The organism is Pseudoduganella violaceinigra DSM 15887 (assembly GCF_000425385.1).
Taxonomy (GTDB): Bacteria; Pseudomonadota; Gammaproteobacteria; order Burkholderiales; family Burkholderiaceae_D; genus Rugamonas; species Rugamonas violaceinigra.
The window spans coordinates 121962-141216 of record NZ_AUDI01000016.1; the positions used below are offsets into that span (position 1 = coordinate 121962).

18 protein-coding genes are annotated in these 19255 nt (G+C 65.0%); 4 read left to right on the forward strand and 14 right to left on the reverse strand.

Translation table 11 applies throughout. The annotated features are described in order from the left end of the window. Positions 1–109: 109 nt before the first annotated feature. Positions 110–1030 carry a LysR family transcriptional regulator gene (locus H597_RS0111440; protein ID WP_028102264.1) on the reverse strand — a complete coding sequence of 307 codons (921 nt, stop codon included), beginning with the start codon at positions 1028–1030 and terminating at the stop codon, positions 110–112. 202 nt (positions 1031–1232) lie between these two features. Here H597_RS0111440 and H597_RS0111445 point away from each other — a divergent pair, with 202 nt between their 5' ends. From H597_RS0111445 to H597_RS0111460, 4 genes are all read left to right on the forward strand, one after another. After that, complete coding sequence (locus H597_RS0111445; protein WP_028102265.1) at positions 1233–4382, forward strand: winged helix-turn-helix domain-containing protein; 3150 nt, start codon at positions 1233–1235, stop codon at positions 4380–4382. A 128-nt stretch (positions 4383–4510) separates the two neighbouring features. Continuing rightward, complete coding sequence (locus tag H597_RS0111450; protein WP_051293709.1) at positions 4511–6370, forward strand: M4 family metallopeptidase; 1860 nt, start codon at positions 4511–4513, stop codon at positions 6368–6370. Between the two features lie 32 nt (positions 6371–6402). Next, complete coding sequence (locus tag H597_RS33250) at positions 6403–8316, forward strand: M12 family metallopeptidase (RefSeq protein ID WP_051293710.1); 1914 nt, start codon at positions 6403–6405, stop codon at positions 8314–8316. A gap of 229 nt (positions 8317–8545) precedes the next feature. Next, positions 8546–9082 carry a hypothetical protein gene (locus H597_RS0111460; protein ID WP_028102267.1) on the forward strand — a complete coding sequence of 179 codons (537 nt, stop codon included), beginning with the start codon at positions 8546–8548 and terminating at the stop codon, positions 9080–9082. Here the strand turns inward: H597_RS0111460 and H597_RS0111465 are convergent. The 13 genes from H597_RS0111465 to H597_RS0111525 form a co-directional block, all read right to left on the reverse strand. Next, positions 9021–9521 carry a type II secretion system protein gene (locus tag H597_RS0111465; protein ID WP_154668059.1) on the reverse strand — a complete coding sequence of 167 codons (501 nt, stop codon included), beginning with the start codon at positions 9519–9521 and terminating at the stop codon, positions 9021–9023. The genes H597_RS0111460 and H597_RS0111465 overlap by 62 nt on opposite strands. Continuing rightward, positions 9508–9939, reverse strand: a complete 432-nt coding sequence (locus H597_RS0111470; RefSeq protein ID WP_028102269.1) for a type II secretion system protein — start codon at positions 9937–9939, stop codon at positions 9508–9510. Before H597_RS0111470 ends, H597_RS0111465 begins: the two co-directional genes overlap by 14 nt. Beyond that, positions 9929–10405: a type II secretion system protein gene (locus H597_RS0111475; RefSeq protein ID WP_028102270.1), complete on the reverse strand. Its 477-nt coding sequence runs from the start codon at positions 10403–10405 to the stop codon at positions 9929–9931. The genes H597_RS0111470 and H597_RS0111475 overlap by 11 nt, the downstream gene beginning before the upstream one ends. Then, positions 10402–12279: a secretin GspD/PilQ domain-containing protein gene (locus H597_RS30595; RefSeq protein WP_035373919.1), complete on the reverse strand. Its 1878-nt coding sequence runs from the start codon at positions 12277–12279 to the stop codon at positions 10402–10404. The genes H597_RS0111475 and H597_RS30595 overlap by 4 nt, the downstream gene beginning before the upstream one ends. After that, entirely contained in the window at positions 12276–12821 is a 546-nt protein-coding gene (locus H597_RS0111485) for a hypothetical protein (RefSeq protein WP_154668060.1), read from the reverse strand. The genes H597_RS30595 and H597_RS0111485 overlap by 4 nt, the downstream gene beginning before the upstream one ends. A gap of 3 nt (positions 12822–12824) precedes the next feature. After that, complete coding sequence (locus H597_RS0111490) at positions 12825–13364, reverse strand: hypothetical protein (protein WP_028102272.1); 540 nt, start codon at positions 13362–13364, stop codon at positions 12825–12827. Beyond that, positions 13361–13867 (reverse strand): PilN family protein, encoded by a 507-nt coding sequence (locus tag H597_RS0111495; protein ID WP_154668061.1) that lies wholly within the window; start codon positions 13865–13867, stop codon positions 13361–13363. Before H597_RS0111495 ends, H597_RS0111490 begins: the two co-directional genes overlap by 4 nt. A 16-nt stretch (positions 13868–13883) precedes the next feature. Next, on the reverse strand, positions 13884–14669 hold the full coding sequence (locus H597_RS0111500) for a hypothetical protein (RefSeq protein ID WP_154668062.1): 786 nt from the start codon (positions 14667–14669) through the stop codon (positions 13884–13886). Beyond that, the gene (locus H597_RS0111505; protein WP_154668063.1) at positions 14650–16380 is read right to left on the reverse strand and encodes a GspE/PulE family protein; all 1731 of its coding nucleotides are present in this window, start codon (positions 16378–16380) and stop codon (positions 14650–14652) included. The genes H597_RS0111500 and H597_RS0111505 overlap by 20 nt, the downstream gene beginning before the upstream one ends. After that, positions 16377–17570 (reverse strand): type II secretion system F family protein, encoded by a 1194-nt coding sequence (locus H597_RS0111510; protein WP_035373922.1) that lies wholly within the window; start codon positions 17568–17570, stop codon positions 16377–16379. The genes H597_RS0111505 and H597_RS0111510 overlap by 4 nt, the downstream gene beginning before the upstream one ends. A 15-nt stretch (positions 17571–17585) precedes the next feature. Next, positions 17586–18032: a type II secretion system major pseudopilin GspG gene (gene gspG / locus H597_RS0111515; RefSeq protein ID WP_051293712.1), complete on the reverse strand. Its 447-nt coding sequence runs from the start codon at positions 18030–18032 to the stop codon at positions 17586–17588. A 150-nt stretch (positions 18033–18182) separates the two neighbouring features. Beyond that, a complete protein-coding gene (locus H597_RS0111520) occupies positions 18183–18647 on the reverse strand; it encodes a VOC family protein (RefSeq protein ID WP_211232035.1) in 465 nt (154 codons plus the stop codon). Between the two features lie 5 nt (positions 18648–18652). Then, positions 18653–19216: a hypothetical protein gene (locus H597_RS0111525; RefSeq protein ID WP_028102279.1), complete on the reverse strand. Its 564-nt coding sequence runs from the start codon at positions 19214–19216 to the stop codon at positions 18653–18655. Positions 19217–19255: the final 39 nt, after the last annotated feature.

Here is a 19255-nt window from a genome sequence, read left to right on the forward strand (position 1 = left end):
TCAAGTACAAGGAACGGCCAGACGAAAGTCGACGTCAAATTGACGTTTTCGCAAATTTTAACACGACGAAAGATCGCCCTTTTCTCCGTGCCTTGCCCCACTTACGCGATCAGGGCGTACATGACCAAGGCTGCACAGGATTGAAGCGCGCCCGGAGGAATTCGAAGAAGCGCCGAACCCGAACAGGAATCCCGTCACGATGCGGCACGATGGCAAGGATATCGGCATCAGGACAATGCCAGTCCGGCATTACCCGCACCAGCTCACCGCGCATCAAGCTATCACGCACGCTCCATTCCGAGCGGATGATCAGCCCTTTTCCAGCCACGGCCCACTGCTTGGTCACTTCGCCGTCATTGCTGCTGAAGGTCCCTGCCACGCGCACGCGTTCCATATGTCCATCCTGGTGGAACTGCCACAGCGTCGCGTCTTCATCGTTCTCGCGCAGGATGATGCAGCGATGATGCAGCAGGTCGGCGGGATGCTCCAGCGGCGGTGCGGTCTTGAGATAGGAAGGAGCCGCGCATAAGTAGCGCGCGTTGGGCGCCACCTTGTAGACGGCGGAACTGGTGGCCGGCATGGCGCCAATATGCACCACCAGGTCGAAGCGGTCATGCGCATGCGCCGACAGGCGGTCGGCCAGCGTCAGGGTGATGTCCACTTCGGGATGCAGGTCATGGAATTCCGCCACCATGCTGGAAAGGTATTGGCGCCCGAAGCCCGGCGGGCCGAATACACGCAAGGGCCCCGCCAGCGATTCGTGCTGCTGGTGCAGCTCGCGCTGCAGCGCGTCCAGGTCGCCGAGGATGCGTTTGCCGCGCTCATATACCAGGGTGCCCTCCTCCGTTAGCTGCAGCCGGCGCGTGCTCCGGTGCAGCAGCTTGGTGCCCAGGCGACCTTCGAACTGGCGCAGGCGTTGCGACAACGCCGATGAGGTTTGTCCCAGCTGGCGCGCGGCCGTCCCCATACCCCGTGCGTCGACAATCGCGACAAAAATGCGCAGTGATTGGATCTCACTGAAGTTCTTCATACTTTCCATAGCTTGCCTGCCGTCGGGTTGGTGGAATAATGAGTAGGAGTCGGTGCGCGAGTTTGCTGGAAATCAATATGCGGATCGTTTACGGATTCTGGCTATCGTTCAAAAAGTTATAAAATGTTGCCAAATTGCACCACTCTTGCCCATGCGACCTGCTGACCACGTCTTGAACGTTGTTAAACTGTCATGCCCAGACATGCATGAGGCTCTGCCGCGCCCGCGCCTGTTCAAACTGCTGGACGCCATGCGCCTGCGGCACAAGCTGGTCTGGCTGACGGCGCCGGGCGGCGCCGGCAAGACAACCCTGGCGGCCGGCTACCTGCAGCACCTTGGACAAGTCCCGCTGTGGTATCAGTTCGACAATGGCGACGCCGATCCGGCCTCGCTATTTTTTTACCTGGCGCAGATGCTCGGCGAACGCGGCGCCGGCCTGCCCTCGCTGCAGCCGGAGTTAAGCGGCGACGTTCCCCGCTTTGCACGCATCTTTTTCCGTGCCTATTTCGCGCAACTGGCGCCGGGCAGCGTACTGGTGTTCGACAATGTGCAGGAATTCGCTTGGGAGCATTGGGGCCAGCTGTTCGAAATCGCGTGCAGCGAAATCCCGGCGGGCATCTGCGTGCTGGCCCTGAGCCGCCACGCACCGCCGGCGCGTCTGGCGCGCTTTGAGCTTGACGCCAGCCTCGCCACGCTGGCGTGGGAAACCCTACGCTTCAACGCCGATGAGGCGCGCGCACTGGCCAGTGCCGACGGCATGCCGCTCGATCCCGCATGGCTGGAGCGCGCCGACGGCTGGGCCGCCGGCATCGTGATCATGCGCGACCATGCGGCGCGCGAGAATGGCACCGCCATCCCTGCGCTGGAGGGGCACGACGCCATCTTCCGCTACCTGGCCGGCGAAATCTTCGAGCGCGCACCGGCGGCGGTGCAACGCCACCTGATGATGCTGTCCTGCCTGCCGGCCGTGTCGGCGGACGACGCGGAACATCTAAGCCAGGATCCCTCCATCCGCCAGACCTTGGACCACCTGTACCGCAATCGCCTGTTCATCGAACGGCGCGGCGGAGCGCTGCCGACCTACCACTTCCATGCCCTGTTCCGCGACTTCCTGCAACACGCCGCGCAGCAGCAGCTGCCGCAGGCGGAGCGCCAGGCCTTGCTGGCGCGCGCGGCGCGTATCCTGGACCGGCAAGGCCGCACGGAGGAAGCGCTGCAGCTGTACCGGGACAGCGGCGCCTTCGATGCGCTGGTGGCGGTGCTGCTGGAGCATGCCTACGAGATGATGGGCACCGGCCGCGCCCAGTCCTGGCTGCATTGGCATAGCTGGGTGCCGCAGGCGGTGGTCGAAAATTATCCGCGCCTGTGGTTCTGGCAAGGCGTCATGCTCAATCCCGTGGACCCGCAGCGCGCCCGCCCGATGCTGGTGCGCGCGGAAGCCGTGTTTGCCGCCCAGGCCGATGTGCAATGGCGGCTGATGTCCGCTGCCACCCTGGTCGACAATTCCTACTTCCAGTATGGCTGGCGCGATTCCGACACCATGTCGCACTGGATCGGCGTGATGCTGGCCGGGCTGGCGCAGGTCGATGCGGACGGGATCGACCTGGAGATTTCGGTGCGCATCCAGTCGCGCCTTATCCTGGCCCTGATCTCCAGCGGCGAGGCGCCCGACCCGCGCGTGTTCGGCGCCGCCGTGGAGTCCTGCGCCAACGCCCTGCGCCAGATCGAGGATTACGGCCGCGTGCTCGACGTCATCGGCATCGTGCTGCTGGCATCGCACTGGATCGCCCTGGCGCCCGATATGGAAGCGATCCTGCTGGCCGCGCTGCGCCAGAATATGCACAACGCGGCGGCCAATCCCTACGCCCGGCTGCATGCGGTGCAGTGGGCGGCCTTCCGCATGCTGAACCTGGACGGCGACCTGCAAGCAGCGCGCGAGCTGTTCGAATTCAACCGCAAGCTGGTCGACGAATACGGGCTGGATCGCTGGCGCCTGAATATCACCTACTTCAACACCCTGGTCCACCTGGCGCTGCATCAACTGGAGCCGGCCGGCGACTGGCTGCGCCAGACCAAGCAGCACTTGCTGCCGCTGACGCCTTACAAGACGTCGCGCCTGGCCATGCTGGAAGGGGAATACCTGCGTCAAAGCGGCGACGCCGCCTGCGGCCTGCAGCTGCTGCTGGACGGTTTTGAGCGCGGCACCGACAACCAGGCCACCAGCGCGCTGGAGCGGGCCCGCTTCGAGCGCCTGATCGCCGGCCACTACGCGCTGCAAGGCGAGTTCGACGCGGCCGAGCGCTGGTCGCAGCGCGCCATCGCGGACGCCTATGGCCTGGACCAGATGGTGTCGCAGCTGGGGCTGAGCTTCCTGCGCGCCTATGCCTGCGCGCGGCGCGGCGACCGGCAGGAGGCGGAAGCGCTGATGCGTCCTGCCATGCAGGCGCATCGCGCGGGCCGCCACCACGGCTTCTACGTACGCCTGCCGCAGCTGGCCAGCGAGATCGCCGCGCTGGCGCTCAGCATGGATATCGAAGTCGAGCATGTGCTGCAGATCATCCGCCGCCAAAACCTGCCGGCGCCGGCGCGCGCGGTGCGGCACTGGCCATGGCCGGTTGCCGTGCGCACCCTGGGCCACTTCAGCGTGGCGCTGAACGGCGCGCCCCTGACGGCGGGCGGCAAGACGCAGCAGCGCCCCTTGCTGCTGTTGAAGGCCCTGCTGGGCAGCGGCGAGGCCGGGCGTCCCCTCTCCATGCTGATGCAGCTGTGGTCGGACGTGGCGGCGCCCAAGGCGGCGCTGAATGCCGCCATCCACCGGCTGCGCAAGCTGCTCGGGAATGACGCGGCGATCCTGGTCTCCGGCGCCAAGGCCAGCCTGGACCGCCTGCAGGTCTGGTCCGACGTCGATGCGCTGCTCGCGCTGTGCGACCGCATCGACAGCCTGCCGCCGCAGGCGCCGCTGGCGGACCTGCGCGCCTGCGCCGACGAGCTGCTGGAATTGTATCGCGGTCCCTTCTGCGAAGGCGACGACGCCTTCTGCCTGCGCCCCACGCGCGACCGCTGCCGCAACCGCTTCCTGCACGCGGCCGACGCGCTTGGCCAGCGCCTGGAGGCGCGGCAGGAATGGCCGCTGGCGCACGATGTTTATGCGCGCGCCAACGAAGCCGAACCGCTGGCGGAAGCGGCCTACCGCGGCTTGATGCGCTGCGCCCAGGCGCGCCGCGATCCGGCTGCGGCGTTCGCCATCTACCGCCGCTGCCGCGAAGTCCTGTCGATCGTCCTCAATCAGCAACCCTCCCCCGAAACGGCGGCACTGGCCCACTCGCTCGGCCTGCCGCCGGATGCCGCCTGACGCCCGCCGTCGATCGGCATTGTGTAGCGTTACTAAGGAGTCAATGTAGCGTGCACTAATTGCCGCTAAGAAACACAAATGTTTGAATGTCGTCCGGCTTCTGGTGAAGTCATTTACAAGGACAAGACATGAAACAGAGACTCTACCGCCGGCAATTCCGCCTGGCGGCGTTAACGTGTGCCGTACTGAGTATCAACCCGGCGTTTGCCGCCACCCGTGTTGACCTGTCCAAGGGCGTGCAGCGCGACGCCGTGGGCAGCGCTGATGTGCGCCCGACCAATTCCGCCTTCATGACGGCGGACGGCAAGCGCAAGGTACGCTTCCAGCAATTCTTCCACAATGTCCCGGTATGGGGCGAATCCCCGGTCGTGGCCGAGCAGTCGCCGGACCGCCACGGCACCTTCGGCGATGCCGGCACCAACTTCGTCAGCGGCACCTTGCTGGAAGGCCTGGACGCCGATCTGCCGCAGGGGAAGCCTAAGCTGTCCAAAGCCGACGCGCGCCGCCTGCTGCTGGCGCAAGTGCGCAGCCAGGGCGGCGACACCGCCAAGGCCGAACACGACGACATCGAACTGTACGTCCAGCTGGACAAGAACGGCCGCGCCCAATTCATCTACATCGCTTCCGTCTTCCTGCACGGCGACGCGCCATCTCGCCCGACCTACATTTTCGACGCCAACAGCGGCGCCATCCTGCAGCAGTGGGATAACCTGCAGCACCGCGACGCCACCGGCATCGGCGGCAACGAAAAGACCGGCGCCTACCACTACGGCAAGGAGTTCAAGCCGCTGCAAATCATGGACGACTGCAGCTACGACAGCGCCAACGTCATGACCATCGACATGCAGAACGGCACGGCCGCTGTGACCACGCCGTTCAAGCTGGCCAGCTGCCCGACCACCGGCATGCCGAACAACGACCTGCGCCCGATCAACGGCGCCTTCTCGCCTGAGAACGACGGCCAGGGCTACGGCAATGTGCTGTTCAATATGTACCGCGACTGGTACGGCGTGCGTCCGATCGAGCAGAAGCTGTCGGTGCGCGTCCACTACAGCAACAACTATTCGAACGCGTTCTGGGACGGCCGCCAGATGACCTTCGGCGACGGCGGCACCAGCATGTACCCGCTGGTCTCGCTGGGCGTGCTGGCGCACGAAGTGAGCCACGGTTTCACCGGCCAGCATTCGAAGCTGGTGTACAGCGGCATGTCGGGCGGCATGAACGAGGCTTTCTCCGACATGGCGGCCCAGGCGGCGGAAGAATACTTCCTCGGCAAGCCGACTTTCCTGATCGGCGGCGAGATCGTCAAGGCGCAGGGCAAGGCGCTGCGTTATATGCTGAATCCGGAGCAGGACGGCAAGTCGATCGGCCACGCCAGCAAGTTCACTTCTTCGCTGAACGTGCACTACTCGAGCGGCGTGTACAACAAGGCCTTCGCCACCCTGGCCAGCACGCCTGGCTGGACCGCGCGCAAGGCCTTCGAAGTCTTCCTGCTGGCGAACTCCATGTACTGGAAGTCGGGCAGCACCTTTAACGAAGGCGCTTGCGGCGTAGTGCAGGCAGCCAAGGACAAGGGCTATCCGCACGCGGAAGTGACCAGCGCCTTCTCCGTGGTCGGCGTCAGCTGCGACGGCGGCACCACGGGCGGCGGCGGCACCGGCAACACCGGCAGCGCCAAACCGCTGACCAACGGCGTCGCTTTGACCGGCCAGACCATCGCCGCCAACGGCAACCTGCAGTACACCGTCACCGTGCCTGCCGGCGCCAGCTTCCTGGCCGTGCGCACCGGTAACGGCAACGGCGACGCCAACGTCTATGTGAAGGCCGGCAGCACCATGCCGACCACCACCAGCTTCGACGCCAGCTCCACCGCATCCGGCAACGCCGAAGTCGCGCTGGTGAAAGCGCCAAAAGCCGGCACCTACTCGATCCTGGTGACCGCAGGCGCCGCTGTCAGCGGTCTGTCGGTGATTGCCGTGACCCGCTAAGCGCCGCATAAAAACCACAAAGGAAGACATTGATGAAATTCGAATTAAAGTTGATGGCCGGCGCTGTTGCGGCGGCCCTGCTGGCAGGACAGGCCTTCGCCGACCCGATCGACAATCCGGAACTGGCGCAGGCGCGCCGTCCGGTCACCGCCAGCGCAGTGGTGCAGGGCACCGACCAGGTGCTGACCTATGAGGTGGTGGACGACCGCGCCATGCTGGGCGACATCGTGCTGGGCAAGCATAAGGACATCCAGGCGCGCGGCATTCCTCCGCTGTTCGTGCAGAACTGGACCAAGAAGACTGCCGTGCAGAGCGCCATGGTGGCGATGGACAATGTGTACAAGTCGGCCACCCATTGGCCGAACAACACCCTGTACTACACCCTGGACCCGCTGCTGACGCAGAAAAAACTGGACGCCATCGCGGCCGGCCAGAAACTGATCTCCGACGCCACGGCGATCCGCTTCGTCAAGCGCACCAACGAGCCTAACTACGTGAAGTACACCTCCTCGGGCGGCTGCTGGTCCTACGCCGGCATGGTGGGCGGCGAACAGCCGATCTCGATCGGCGACGGCTGCGAGAAGTCCGGCGTTGCGGCGCACGAAACCATGCACTCGCTGGGCTGGATGCACGAGCATATGCGTCCGGACCGCGACACCTACGTCAAGGTCAACACCGACAATATCTCGCCTTCCATGCAGAGCCAGTTCACCAAGCTGCGCCAGGACCAGGTGGTCCTGAACGGCCCGTATGACCTGGACTCCGTCATGCACTATCCGTCCTGGGCCTTCTCCGCCAACGGCAAGCCGACCATCGAACCGGTCGATCCAGCCGTCGATCCGAAACGCATGGGTCAGCGCACGCAACTGAGCCCGCTGGACATCGCCGCCCTGCGCGCCACCTATCCGGGTGAAGTGGGCACCGTGGAACTGAAGATCGCCCTGAGCGCCAAGGAACTGACCTTCGACCAGGACAGCAGCGGCAAGCTGACCCTGGACGTATCGGCTCCGGCAGGCGACCTGGCCGGCCTGAAATTCAGCGCCCAGTCCGACAACACCGCCCTGATCGCCAACACCGGCGTGGTAGTGGGCGCCGCGGCGGGCAACCAGCGTCCGGTCACCATCACACCGGTGGCGGGCGCCTCCGGCGTGGCCAATATCGTGCTGCACGCGACCAACAGCGCCGGCAAGGATGTCACGGCCAACGTCAAGGTCACCGTACTGAAAGGCTCCGGCGGCGGCACCACCCCGGGCGGCGGCGGTACGACTCCCGGCGGCGGCACGTCGGGCAAGCCGTTCGAACAGACCGTCAAGTACCGCGGTGGCGATGTGGTGTCGATGGGCGGTAAGAACTACACCTTCAAGGTGTTCTTCAACGGCGCGGCAGTCACCAACTACTTCATCAACGGCAAGTCCTGCGTGCCAGGTTCCTGCACCGAGCAGAAGCCGTTCATCTGGGGCGGCATCAAGTCCTACTGGGTCGAATCGGGCACCAGCGGCGGCGGCACCACCCCGGGCGCGAAGTGCGACGTGACCCTGGACACCACGCGCGACTACCTGATCGCCACCGCCGGCCAGCAGAAGTCCCTGGTACCGGCTGCCGACGTGGCAGGCGCCCCGGGCATGGTCTGGCCTGACGGCGGCGTGCAAGTCTGGAACCTGCAGCGCAACGCGGACGGCTTCTACAGCATCGTCAGCAAGGCTTCGCGCCTGGCGCTGGACACCCAGGGCGGCAACGCCGGTGCGCAAGTCGTACTGGCGGCGGCATCCAGCGCGCAGAGCCAGCAGTTCTGCGCCAAGGCTTCCGGCACCGGCTACCAGCTGACCACCCGCGCAGGCAGCCTCGCGCTGAATACGACTGACGCCGACGGCGCCGCAGTCAGCCAGGCCGCCAGCGGCAGCAACTGGCTGCTGACCGCCAAGTCCGGCATCAAGTCGATCAAGTAAGGCCCTTTTACCGGCGCGGCGGCCTCCTCCCGCTGCGCCGGTTTTTTTTGCGTTAACATCAGCAAACGTAAAATTGGCCCGCATCAGTGGCAAGGGCGGGTCTGCCCCTTGGGTCGGACCCTGGTTTGCCGGTTTTGGCAAACGCCGGCACAGGATCGCCCCATCAACTCGACTGAAACAGACCAATCCCGCGTTACCGCTGATCCGTGAAACCAGAAAGATCTCCCCCATGCGCTACCGCCCCCCGCTTCTCTCCCTTCTCCTGACCGCCAGCCTGGCCGCCTGCGCCGCCGAAACCGGCCCCCAGCAGCACTGGCAATCCGCCACCCGACTGCTCCTGCAATGCCCTCCGGGCCAGGACTGCAGCGGAAAAGTGGACTACCGCGCCCTGTACATCAACGAAAACGGACGTCAGCTCTACCTCTCGTTCGCCGGCAACCTGCCGTCAAGGGCGCTGGACGCCGCGGCACTGTCCGCGAACTTCCGCTACGGCGATTTGTACTGGCCCGAAGGCGGCGGCACCGCAGCCGCGCATTTGCAGGCCGACGGCAAAGGCGACGGCAAGCTGCGCTTCCTGCCCGCACCCGATGGACGCCTGCAAGCGGAAGCTTTGCTGGAGCAATACAAGATCGTGATTGAGCGAAGCGGCGGCGCCGAATGCCGGCTCGACGACGTGGCCGGGATATGCCGCACGGAGACCGTGGTCAAAAAGCCGCTGCGGGTTTTGCTGGACTTCCCGCTGCCGGAGCCGTTGCCTGGTAAGTGAAGCGCCACTCGGCCAGCGTCGTCTTGCCTTCGAAATCGGCATTGATGGTTGCGAAGCCGCTGCGCTTGTGCGGCGCGCGCGACGACCTGCTGGCCACCCCGATCAGCGATCCATCCGGGCCGCGCAGCAAGCTCCATTCGCCGCCCGTTTCAGGGTCCGGCCGCATCCGGCGCAAATGCCGCACCACGACGGGAAAGCGCGGATCCTGCAACAGATCCTCCAGCGAGCGCGGATAATGGCCGTTGGCGCCTGGCGCCTGCACATAGCTGGCGATGGCGCGGCGGTACTCGTCGCCCACCTCCAGCAACTGCTTCTCGCGCAGCCGTTCGCCCTGCGTGAGGTCGACTTCCACCGCACGCCCCAGCAGCAAGGCCATCACGGCCAATAAGCCCAGCATCCACAGGTAAGCCATGCCCTGCTGCCGCCTACCATTGCGCATAGGGCCTCCCATCGCTGCCGGTGCCGGGCGCACCGCTGCGCACATCGGCCACATTGCCGCGCGGCGCTTCCGCACTGACCGGAGCACCAGGAGGCAGTTCCGCCACCTGAGCCGGCGCCACCACCAGCCAGCTGTCGCGCCGGTCCGTGATCGGGTCAACCGGGATGTCGCGCAGGTAGCGCAGGCTGACCAGTTCCTCCAGCGAGTCCGGGAAGGCACCGCGGTCGCTGTGATATTGGTCGATCAGACGGCGGAACGTCGCCAGGTCGTCCTTCAGGACAGATTCCTTGGCGCGGTCGATATGGCCCATATAGCGCGGCGCGATGATGCTGAGCAGCGTCGCCATGATGGCCATGGCGACCAGCAATTCCAGCAGGCTAAATCCAGTTGCGCGCCGTCCCTTGGTCTTACCATTCACGGTACGGTACCCCGTTCAGCCCCGTGCCCTGGTTCAGGGACATCACATCGTAAACATCTTCCCCAGCCTGCGGCGCGTCGGCGGGAGAAGCATAGGCGCGCTGCGCCCAGGTGGCTTCCGGCGCAGCCGCCGGGTCGGGAAAGAATGGGTCGCGCGGTATGCGGCGCAGGAACTGCAATGGTTTGCCGTCCGGCGTGCTGCGGTCCGGTACCCCGGCGACCAGGATCTGCAAGTTGGCCGGGTAGCCGCTGCCGCCAAGCTTCTTTTCGATCTTGCCTTCGTCCGTGGCGCGCTTGTAGGCATCCAGCGCGTTGCGGATCTCGCGCAGGTTGTCGCGCAACTCCGCCTCTTTCGCACGCAAGGCAAACCTTTGCGAAAGCGGCATGGCTGCCCCCGCGATGATGCCCAGCAGGGACAGCGTCACCATCAACTCAAGCAGGGTAAATCCCCCCGAACGCGGTTTCATTGCTGCGCGCCTGCCGGTGACTGTTCCACGGCCGGCGCCGGAGCCGGAGCCGCGACTGGCGCAGCGCCCGGCGGCGGCAGTGCCACGCCCGATTCGCGCTTGGGCAGTCGCAGCAGGTCGCCGCCAACATCTTCTTCGGTGCCACTGGCGAACTCGCTGACCTCCGCCGCAGGCAGCTCGCGGCCGCGCAGGATATGCGGGGTAATCAGCAGCACGATCTCGGTCTTGCTATGCTGGCTGCGCTGCGACGAGAACAGGCGGCCCAGCATCGGCAACTGCCCCAGGCCCGGCACACGCTGCGCCGATTCGATCTCGTCGCGCTTGATCAGGCCTGCCAGGATCTGCGTTTCGCCATCCTTCAGGCGCAGCGCGGTATTCGTGGTGCGGGTGCCGATCTGATAGGTGAGAAGGCCGGACTTGCTGGCCACTTCCTTCACGATATTGCTCACCTCCAGGCTAAGCTTGATGCCAACCTCGCTGTCGTCGTACACCTGCGGCTCCACGTCCAGCTTCAGGCCGACGTCAAGGTAGTTGACCGATTCAGCAATCGAGCCGGAAGTCGGATTGGTGGTGGTGGTGATCACGGGCACCCGGTCGCCGATATGGATCTTCGCCTTTTCCTTGTTCTTGACGCGGATGCGCGGATTGGCGAGGGTATTGGTATCGCCGTCCGTGCTCTTCATGCGCAGTACCAGGGCGGGGTCGGCCACGCGCAGCGGCATGTCGCGCAGGCCGACGCCTTTCAGCCCGTTCAGCGACAGCTGCGCGCCGTCCGCCGACAGGGGCAGCGCCAGGCCGATGGTGTCGGGGAATTGGAGGCCCAGGTCATTCATCTTCTCGCGCGCCACCTCCATGACTTCAACCTCCAGCATCACTTCCGCATCGGCGATATCGTTGGCGGCAATCAGCTTCTCGGCAATAGCGATGGCGGCCGGCGTGTCGCGGATGGTCACCGAGTTCATTTTTTCGTCGACATGGATATCGCGGGTACGGGCAATGGTCTTGATCAAACCGCTGGCCACTTTGGCGTCGATGTTATTGAGATAGAAGGTTTTCACGTTCAGCGCCTCCAGCCGCTTCATCTTGTTCGGCGTGGCGGGGTAGATCAGGATCGAATTGTCATTCAGGATGCGGCGCGCCAAGCCGTTGCCCGACAGGAGCACGCCCAGTGCGTCGATCAGCGGCGTATCGTGGGCCAGGATGGTGGCGCGCCCATCGAGCTTGACGTCGCTGTCGAACACGAAATTGATGCCGGTGCTCTGCCCCAGCATGTCGAAAATCGACAGAAGCGGCGCATTGCGGAATTCCAGGTTGACCAGCTTGTTCATGGCCGACGACATAGCAACCGGCGACAGGTCCTGCCGGTTGCGCGCCGCATCCAGTTCCGCCAGCTGCTTGCGCGCACGCGCGTCGCGCGGCGCCGCCAGCAGCACTTGCCTGACCAGGAAGCGCGCATGCTCCGCATCGCCCTTCTGGAAGGCGGCTGCCGCTTCGTCCAGTTGCCCCGTATGCAGCCGGCTGCGCTCCAGTGCCTGCAGTCCCAGCACGGCGCGCGGGTGGTCGCGCTGGATGCGCAGCACAGCTTCATAGCTTGCCTGCGCCTCGTCGTATTTCTGGTTGGCCGCCAGCGTGGTGGCATTGCGCAGCAAACGGTCGGTGGCGATCTCGCGCTGGCGCAGCCAGTACTTGCGGTATTCGTCGTTGGCGCCACCGCTTTGCACCAGTTGCTCCAGGTTGGAGAGGCCTTCTTCGCTGCGGCCGTCCGCCAGCATCTGGCGCGCCTGTTCGAAGCTGCGTTCCGACGAGGTACTGCAGGCGCCCAGCAAGGCGGCGCAGCAGGCCAGGAGGGTCAGGCGAAATGGAATGGCATTCATTGGTTAACCTTCAGGGACAGCATCTTCTTTTGGTTCGATGGCAGATGGGTAAAGGCCAGCGCGCCCGCTTCGACGCCGTCGAAGCGCCAGCCGCCCGGCAGGTTCTGGCCAGCACGGGCAACCAGCGGCGCGCTGCCGTTATCGAGGTAGACATCGAGCACGCCGTCCTTCTCCAGCTTGCCCAGGTAGACGTAGGGAAGCTGCAGCTCCGGCGCAGGTTCGGCGGCGCGCGGCTGCCGCGGATTGCCGGCCGCCGGCGCGCGGGTCGAGGTCTGGGGCATCGGCGGCGGTGCGGCCTGCTCCATGCCGAAGGGGTCGCCTGCGACCGGCGTCCCGGCCAACGCCCGCAAATGCCCGCGCCATGAAGCGCGCGCCATTTCCACAATGTCCACAGCGGGAGCTTCGTGGCGCGACGCGGGAGCGGGAGCGGCCTGGGCACCTCCAGCGCTCTCGTCATCGTCCGGCGCCTGCCATATGCTCCACACCGACAGCAGCAGCACGGCGGCCAGTGCCAGCACCATCTTTTTCGTTCTCGCGTCCACGTCTTATGACTTACCCTTCCCCGGCGCCGGCGGCGGCCCCTGGTAGTAGAAACTGATACGCAGATGGGCCGTCACCTGCTGCCCCTTGGCGTCGCGCTCAAAGCGCGTTTCATCGAAGGTGGCGTTACTGGCTTCGTTCATCGCCATGTTCAGGAAGGCGCGCAGGCTGGCGTAATCGCCGGCGATGGCGAGCACCACCTGGTAGCGCTGCAACGCCAGCGAAGGCACTGGCTGCAGCTGGTATTGCGCCGCGCCGATCTTCAACTTGACCGAGTCTGCCGCGGCATCGAGCTGCGCCAGCTGGTCCGGCAGCACCTCGAGCTTAGGGAAGTGCTGGTAGAAGTCCCCCAGGGATGGCGCTGCGGGGAGCGGCGCCGCTTTCGCCGGCCGCGCCGCGCGGAGCTCCGCCGTCAGATGCGCAGCCTGGCGCCAGGCCGGCAGCACACGCACGGCCAGAAGCAGCGCGGCCCCCAGCAGAAGCCAGGCGCCGATCCGCCCCGCCGGTCCCAGCTGCTTCCAGCCGAATTGCAGCCACGCCTTCATGGCGCGGCCTTCTGCTTCGGCCCCTGCTCCCAGGTGGCGGCGAGCTGGAACTGATGGATATGGGCCTGTTCGTCCCAGCGCTGCTGCATCAGATGCACGTCGCGCAGCTCTCCGCTGCCCGACAACCTGCGCAGGTACTCATACATATCCTCGGGCCGATCCGCTTCGCCCGCCAGTTGCAGCTGGCTGCGCGCGCCGGCGGTCTGCGGCAGGATCTGCGTCAGACGCACGCCGGGCATGCTCGTGCCCTCCAGCGTCAGGAACAGCTGCTCCCACGGACGGCGAAACTGCAATGCCAGGCGGTCCGCTGCAGCCAGGGCTTCCGCCTGGCCTTTCGGTACGGGCGCGGGCGGCGCGCGCAAGCGCCATAACTGCCCTTCCAGCATCGAGCGTTCGGCATCGGCCCGGCTGTACATATAGCTCGCACCGAGGGCGCATGCCAGACCGGCCAGCAGGACGGCCAGGCCAAGCACCCGGCTGCCGTCGCGGCCTACAAAATCCAATTGCACTGCGCGCATCTCAAACCCCCAGGCACATGGACAGCACCTGGTCGCGGCGCGGATCGAAGCGACCGCTGGGCGGCAAACGCAGCCAGGTACCCTGCAGCAGTCCCAGGTCGGGTCGCTCGTGCTGCGGTGCGATGATGAACAGGGGCACATTGAACGCACCCAGCGCGGCACGTGCCTGCGTGATGAAGCCAGGCAGGTGCGGCGCCCAGTTGGCCGGCAGCATGCGGTTATGCACGCTGTGCCACTGCCCCTGCGCCAGCTGCAGCAATGCCAAGCGGCGCGGCTCCACCATGGCAAGCAAGGCGTTCGGCGGCAGCTCGCGGCCGACCCGGTTCAACACTGCGGCCAGCGCCGGGCGCACAGCCGCCAGCTTCATGCCGCTGCGCGCCGCCAGTCCTTCCAGGGCGGCAAACCAGCGCTCATCGACCGCGACGGCAACACGCGGCCGGCGCGGGTAAAACGCCGACAGCGTGACACGCCAGCCGTTACTGGCATCGCCGTACTGCTGCTGGAACAAGGCGCGCGCAAAGTCCATGGCCAGCGCCTCGTTACCCAGCGCATCCTGCCATGGCACGATCACATAGCGCACCCACGTGTTCGAGAGGACCACCTCCAGCCGCCCGCCGGATTTTCCCAGCCAGTCGCCCACTTCGCTGAAATCCGGCGCCCCATCCTGCATGGCGAGGGCGCACGACATCGGCTCGCCCGGCGTGCCGCGCCAGCCCTGCAGCCGCACGCAGTCGATACGCTCGGCCCCCACAGCGAGCCGCACGCGTTCAGCGGACAAAAGTGACACGGTTGATCTCCTCCAGGGTAGTTTGGCCGCGCGCCACCGCCTTCAGGGCCACTTCGCGTAGCTGCCTGGTGCCGTTGGCCCGCGCGGCCGCCTTGATGTCCGCCATGGGCGCCTGCTTGACGATCAGCTCGCGCAGATTGTCATTCAGCTCCAGCACTTCGGCGATGGCGATCCGTCCCGCATAGCCTGTGTTACGGCAATGGGAACAGCCCGCGCCGCGCATGAAATTGAAATACTTGAGCGCCGCAGGCTGCACGCGCGAATGCAGGACCAGCTCCGACGAAGGCCGGTATGGCCGTGCGCAGGAAGGGCAATTGCGGCGCACCAGGCGCTGCCCGACGATGCCGTTCAAGGCCGACACCAGGCTGTATGGGTCGACTTCCATGTGCAGGAAGCGGCTGATCACGTCGAACACCGAGTTCGCATGCACCGTCGACAGCACCAGGTGGCCTGTCAGCGAAGCCTGCACGGCGATCTGCGCGGTCTCCGGATCCCGGATCTCGCCGACCATTACCTTGTCCGGGTCATGGCGCAGGATGGAGCGCAGGCCCCGTGCAAAAGTCAGGCCCTTTTTGTCGTTGACGGGGATCTGCAGCACGCCCGGCAGCTCGTATTCCACCGGATCCTCGATCGTGATGATCTTGTCGTCGCCGGTATTGACCTCCGTCAGTGCCGCATACAGCGTGGTGGTCTTGCCGGATCCGGTGGGGCCGGTCACCAGCAGCATGCCGTAAGGCTCGGCCGCCAGGGCGCTGATGCGCGCCCGCGTCACGGCGTCCAGGCCCAGGCTCTCCAGCGTCAGGCCCGACATCTGCCCGGCGACGGCCTGCTTGTCCAGGACCCGCAGGACCGCGTCTTCGCCATGGATGGAGGGGATGATCGAAACGCGGAAGTCCACCTCCCGCCCCAGGATCACGGCTTTGAAGCGCCCATCCTGCGGCACGCGCCGCTCGGCGATATCCAGTTCGCTCATCACCTTCAGGCGCGATACGGCTTGCATCGCCAGTTCGCTGCCGGCCACGCGGTTGGCGCCGTGCAGTACGCCGTCGATACGGTACTTGATACGCAGGCCTTCCGGCTCGCTCTCGATATGGATGTCGCTGGCGCCGCTTTTCAGCGCGTCGTACAGCATCGAATTCACCAGCTTGACCGGGGCGCTATGCTCCGCATCGATGCGCTCCAGCGTGATGACCTCGACCACCTCGCCGCGCTTCTTGCCTTCGCCTTGCGACTGCACGCCGTCGATCGCGCGCTGTCCCTCTTCCAGTAGCGCAAAGCGGCGCTTCAGCGCATCGACGTCGCACAAGGCCAGCTGGTAGCTGCCGTCCAGCTTTTGTTCCAGCCAATGCATCAGACCCGGTTGCAGGGGATCGGCCACGATGGCGAACAGCATGCCCTTGTGCAGGATCGGCAGGCAAAGCCGTGTCAGCGCCTCGGAAAATGGCAGGCGCGTAAAGTCAGGATTCAATTCGGGCAGTTTCTGGTGCGCCAGCAAAGGGATGCCCAGCGTTTCGGACAATGCCACCAAGACCATTTCCGGCGTATTTCGAACCAGCACCGCCAGCGCGGCCTGCAGGCTCGATCCGTCCTGCTGCGCGCGGTCGCGCGCGCACTGCAGCTGGGCGGGAGTCAAAAGGTTGCTGCGGCGTTTGCGGGGCGGCACCTTGGCCACCGGGCGCTCCTTGCTCGATATCAGCTTGTTGTCGCTCATTGCATGCCTCCCGCCAGGTCAAAGATCGGCAAATACATCAGCACTACGATCAAACCGATAAAGCCGCCCATGAACAGCATCAACAAGGGTTCAATCAGCTTGGTGGCCACGTCGACGAAACGCGCCAGTTCATCGTCGTGGAAAGCGGCGGCGCGCTCCAGCATTTCCCCCAGCTTGCCGCTGCGCTCCCCGACCCGTATCAGGCGCAAAGCGACCGGCGTGGTCAGGCCGGCCGTGGCCATGGTGTCGCCCAGGGGATGCCCCTGTTTCAGTTGCCCCACGGCCTGCAGCAGGGCGCTGCGCAGGCTGGGATGCAGCAGATCCGCCACGCGCTCGCATGTAGTGACCAGCGGGATGCCGCTGCATAACAGCATTCCCGCCGCGCGGTAAAAGCGCGCCAGCTGGAATAGTTTCAGCTTGGTGCCAAGCCCCGGACTGCGCCAGGCCCACAGGCCCAGTTGCGCGCGCGTGGCGGGCATGCGCAGCAGCAGTGCCAGGCCGATGATCGTCCCGGCCAAAGCCGCCAGCGTCAGGCTGCCGTGGCGCTCGACGATGCCGCCGAACTCCAGCAGCAGGCGCGAAGCGAACGGCAAATCGCTATGCAGGCCATCGTAAATACGGGAGAACTTGGGCACCAGATAGCCAAGCAGGAACGCGCACACGCCGCCGCCAGCCACCAGCAGCATGGCCGGATACGTGGCAGCGCTAACAAGACGCTTGCGCAGCGCATCGACCTGTTCCTGATAGCTGATGTAGCGCGCCAGCGCGCGATCCAGGTCGCCGGTGGTCTCGCTGGCGCGCACGCTGGCGACCAGCAGGTCCGGGAACGTCGCCCCGCGCGCCGCCATGGCCTGCGACAGGGAATTCCCCTGGTACAGCGCATCGCGCAAGGCATCCAGCTCCGCCTTCATATGCGGCCGCAGCTCCTTCTCCGCCAGCGCTTCAATCGCCTCGGTCAGGGCCAGGCCAGCTTCCAGCAAGGCAGCCAGCTCCTGCGCGAACAGCATCAGATCGAAACGCGGGCCGCGCTCCCAAGGGGAAGCCTTGGCCGGCGCACCGCTCACCCCGAGCACCTTCAGGCCGCGCGCGGCGGCTAGGGCACGCGCCTCCTCCGGCGAGGCGGCCGCCAGGGCCAGGCTCGCCATGCGGCCAGCCGGGTCCTGTGTGATCAGGCGATACAGGTGCGACATTGCGGTGCGCCGAAGTCAGTTCACCAGGTCAGCGTCGTCGCCGGTACCGCCCGGCCGCCCATCGCGGCCCATCGACATGATGTCGAACTCCCGCCCCTCGGCACCGGGTTGGTGGTATTGGTAAGGATTGCCCCAAGGGTCATTTGGCACGCCCTTGCGCATATACGGACCATGCCAGTTCGGCTCATCCGACGGCGCGTTGTTCAGCGCAGACAGGCCCTGGTCGGGACGCGGGTAATGACCGTTATCGAGACGATAAGCTTCCACGGCTTTGGCAATCGAATCCATCTGGGCGCGCGCCGTGGTCACCTCGGATTTACCGAGGTTTTTGAACAGATTGGGGCCGATAACGCCAACCAGCAGGCCGATGATGACCAGTGCGATCAGCAATTCCAGCAAGGTGAAGCCGTCAATGCGGCGCTTGTGCCGGAGCGCCGTCCGGTGATGCAAGGGTACGTTCATTCTGTCAGCTGCAAATGGGTGGCAACATCCCGCCGCCAGCGGCGACGGATGCCCATTGGAGCATTCCAGGAATTTCGTAACAAGCGAGGCACGCTAAACGCTTAGTTCAGCAATGCTAAAGAATTGTCGTTTCGTTACTACCTTTCGGCGTCACGCTGAGTTGACTTTGTCCACGATCAGCCTGTGGCCGTCGTCAAACACCCAACCATCTTCAAAATTGACTTCGAACAGGTGGCCATCTGGATCCTTGAAATAGCCGGCCACACCCCAGGCAGTTTTGGTCGCGGGCTTCACCAACGTTCCGCCCGACGCGACTGCCATTTCCAACATGCGCGGAACTTCATCCGCAGTTCGCGCCAGATAAACCAGGCCGATCCCCGCAAACCCCGATCCCGTCGATGTGGGAGACAAAGCATCCTTGGCGAATGCGTCGCGCGCGAGCAGGCACAGTGCGTAGCCGCCTAAATCGAATTTCGCAAAACCGTCATTCCCCGTGGGAGAGCGTCGCCATCCCAGCGATTCATAGAACCGTATGGACGCGGCTACATCGTTCACGCCCAGCAGGATCAGATGCAGCCGCTGGCTTGGGGGCTGTGATGAAGTCATAATTGGCATGGCGCTCATTTTTCAGACCGTATCACAAGGGCGCCGCTATCGCACAAGTCCTGGTTCGCCTTACGAAATTCGCCAGCATACTCAGGATTGCTGAACCCCAGGGTGATGCTGCGGATATCACCGCGAAAAGTGCGCTTCAAACCCCGCAAATAAATTGGCTGGTCGTTGCTGGTTCGGGGTAAATCCGGCTTCCGCAGCCGGAAGTATGCCGCCATCAGGAGGACGGCGAGAATCGCCGCCGTCCGGCCCAGGTTGTCCCGGACCAGATCCGGCAAGAAGTTCATCGGAATGAACATCAGCGCCCCCATCAGCACAAAAAAGACGCCCATGGTAATGAGCGCCTTGGAGAGCAGCCCCAGCCTGTAACGATCCGCCGTGCCGATGCAGCCTGTACAAAACGGCAGCGTAAGCAATAGGTTGGTTTCAGTACCGGCCAGCAGAAAGTATCGCGTGTACTTCAGCGTTACCTCAATTGGATGAAGGTCGGAACGCTGCCCGCAGTTGCAGCACATATGCGAAGGCGACACAAACGGCAGCTCCGCTGCTCGCCCGGGAAAATGGAGGATCATTTGCGTTGCTGAATATAAGGGAGTTTGTCCATCGTCCGA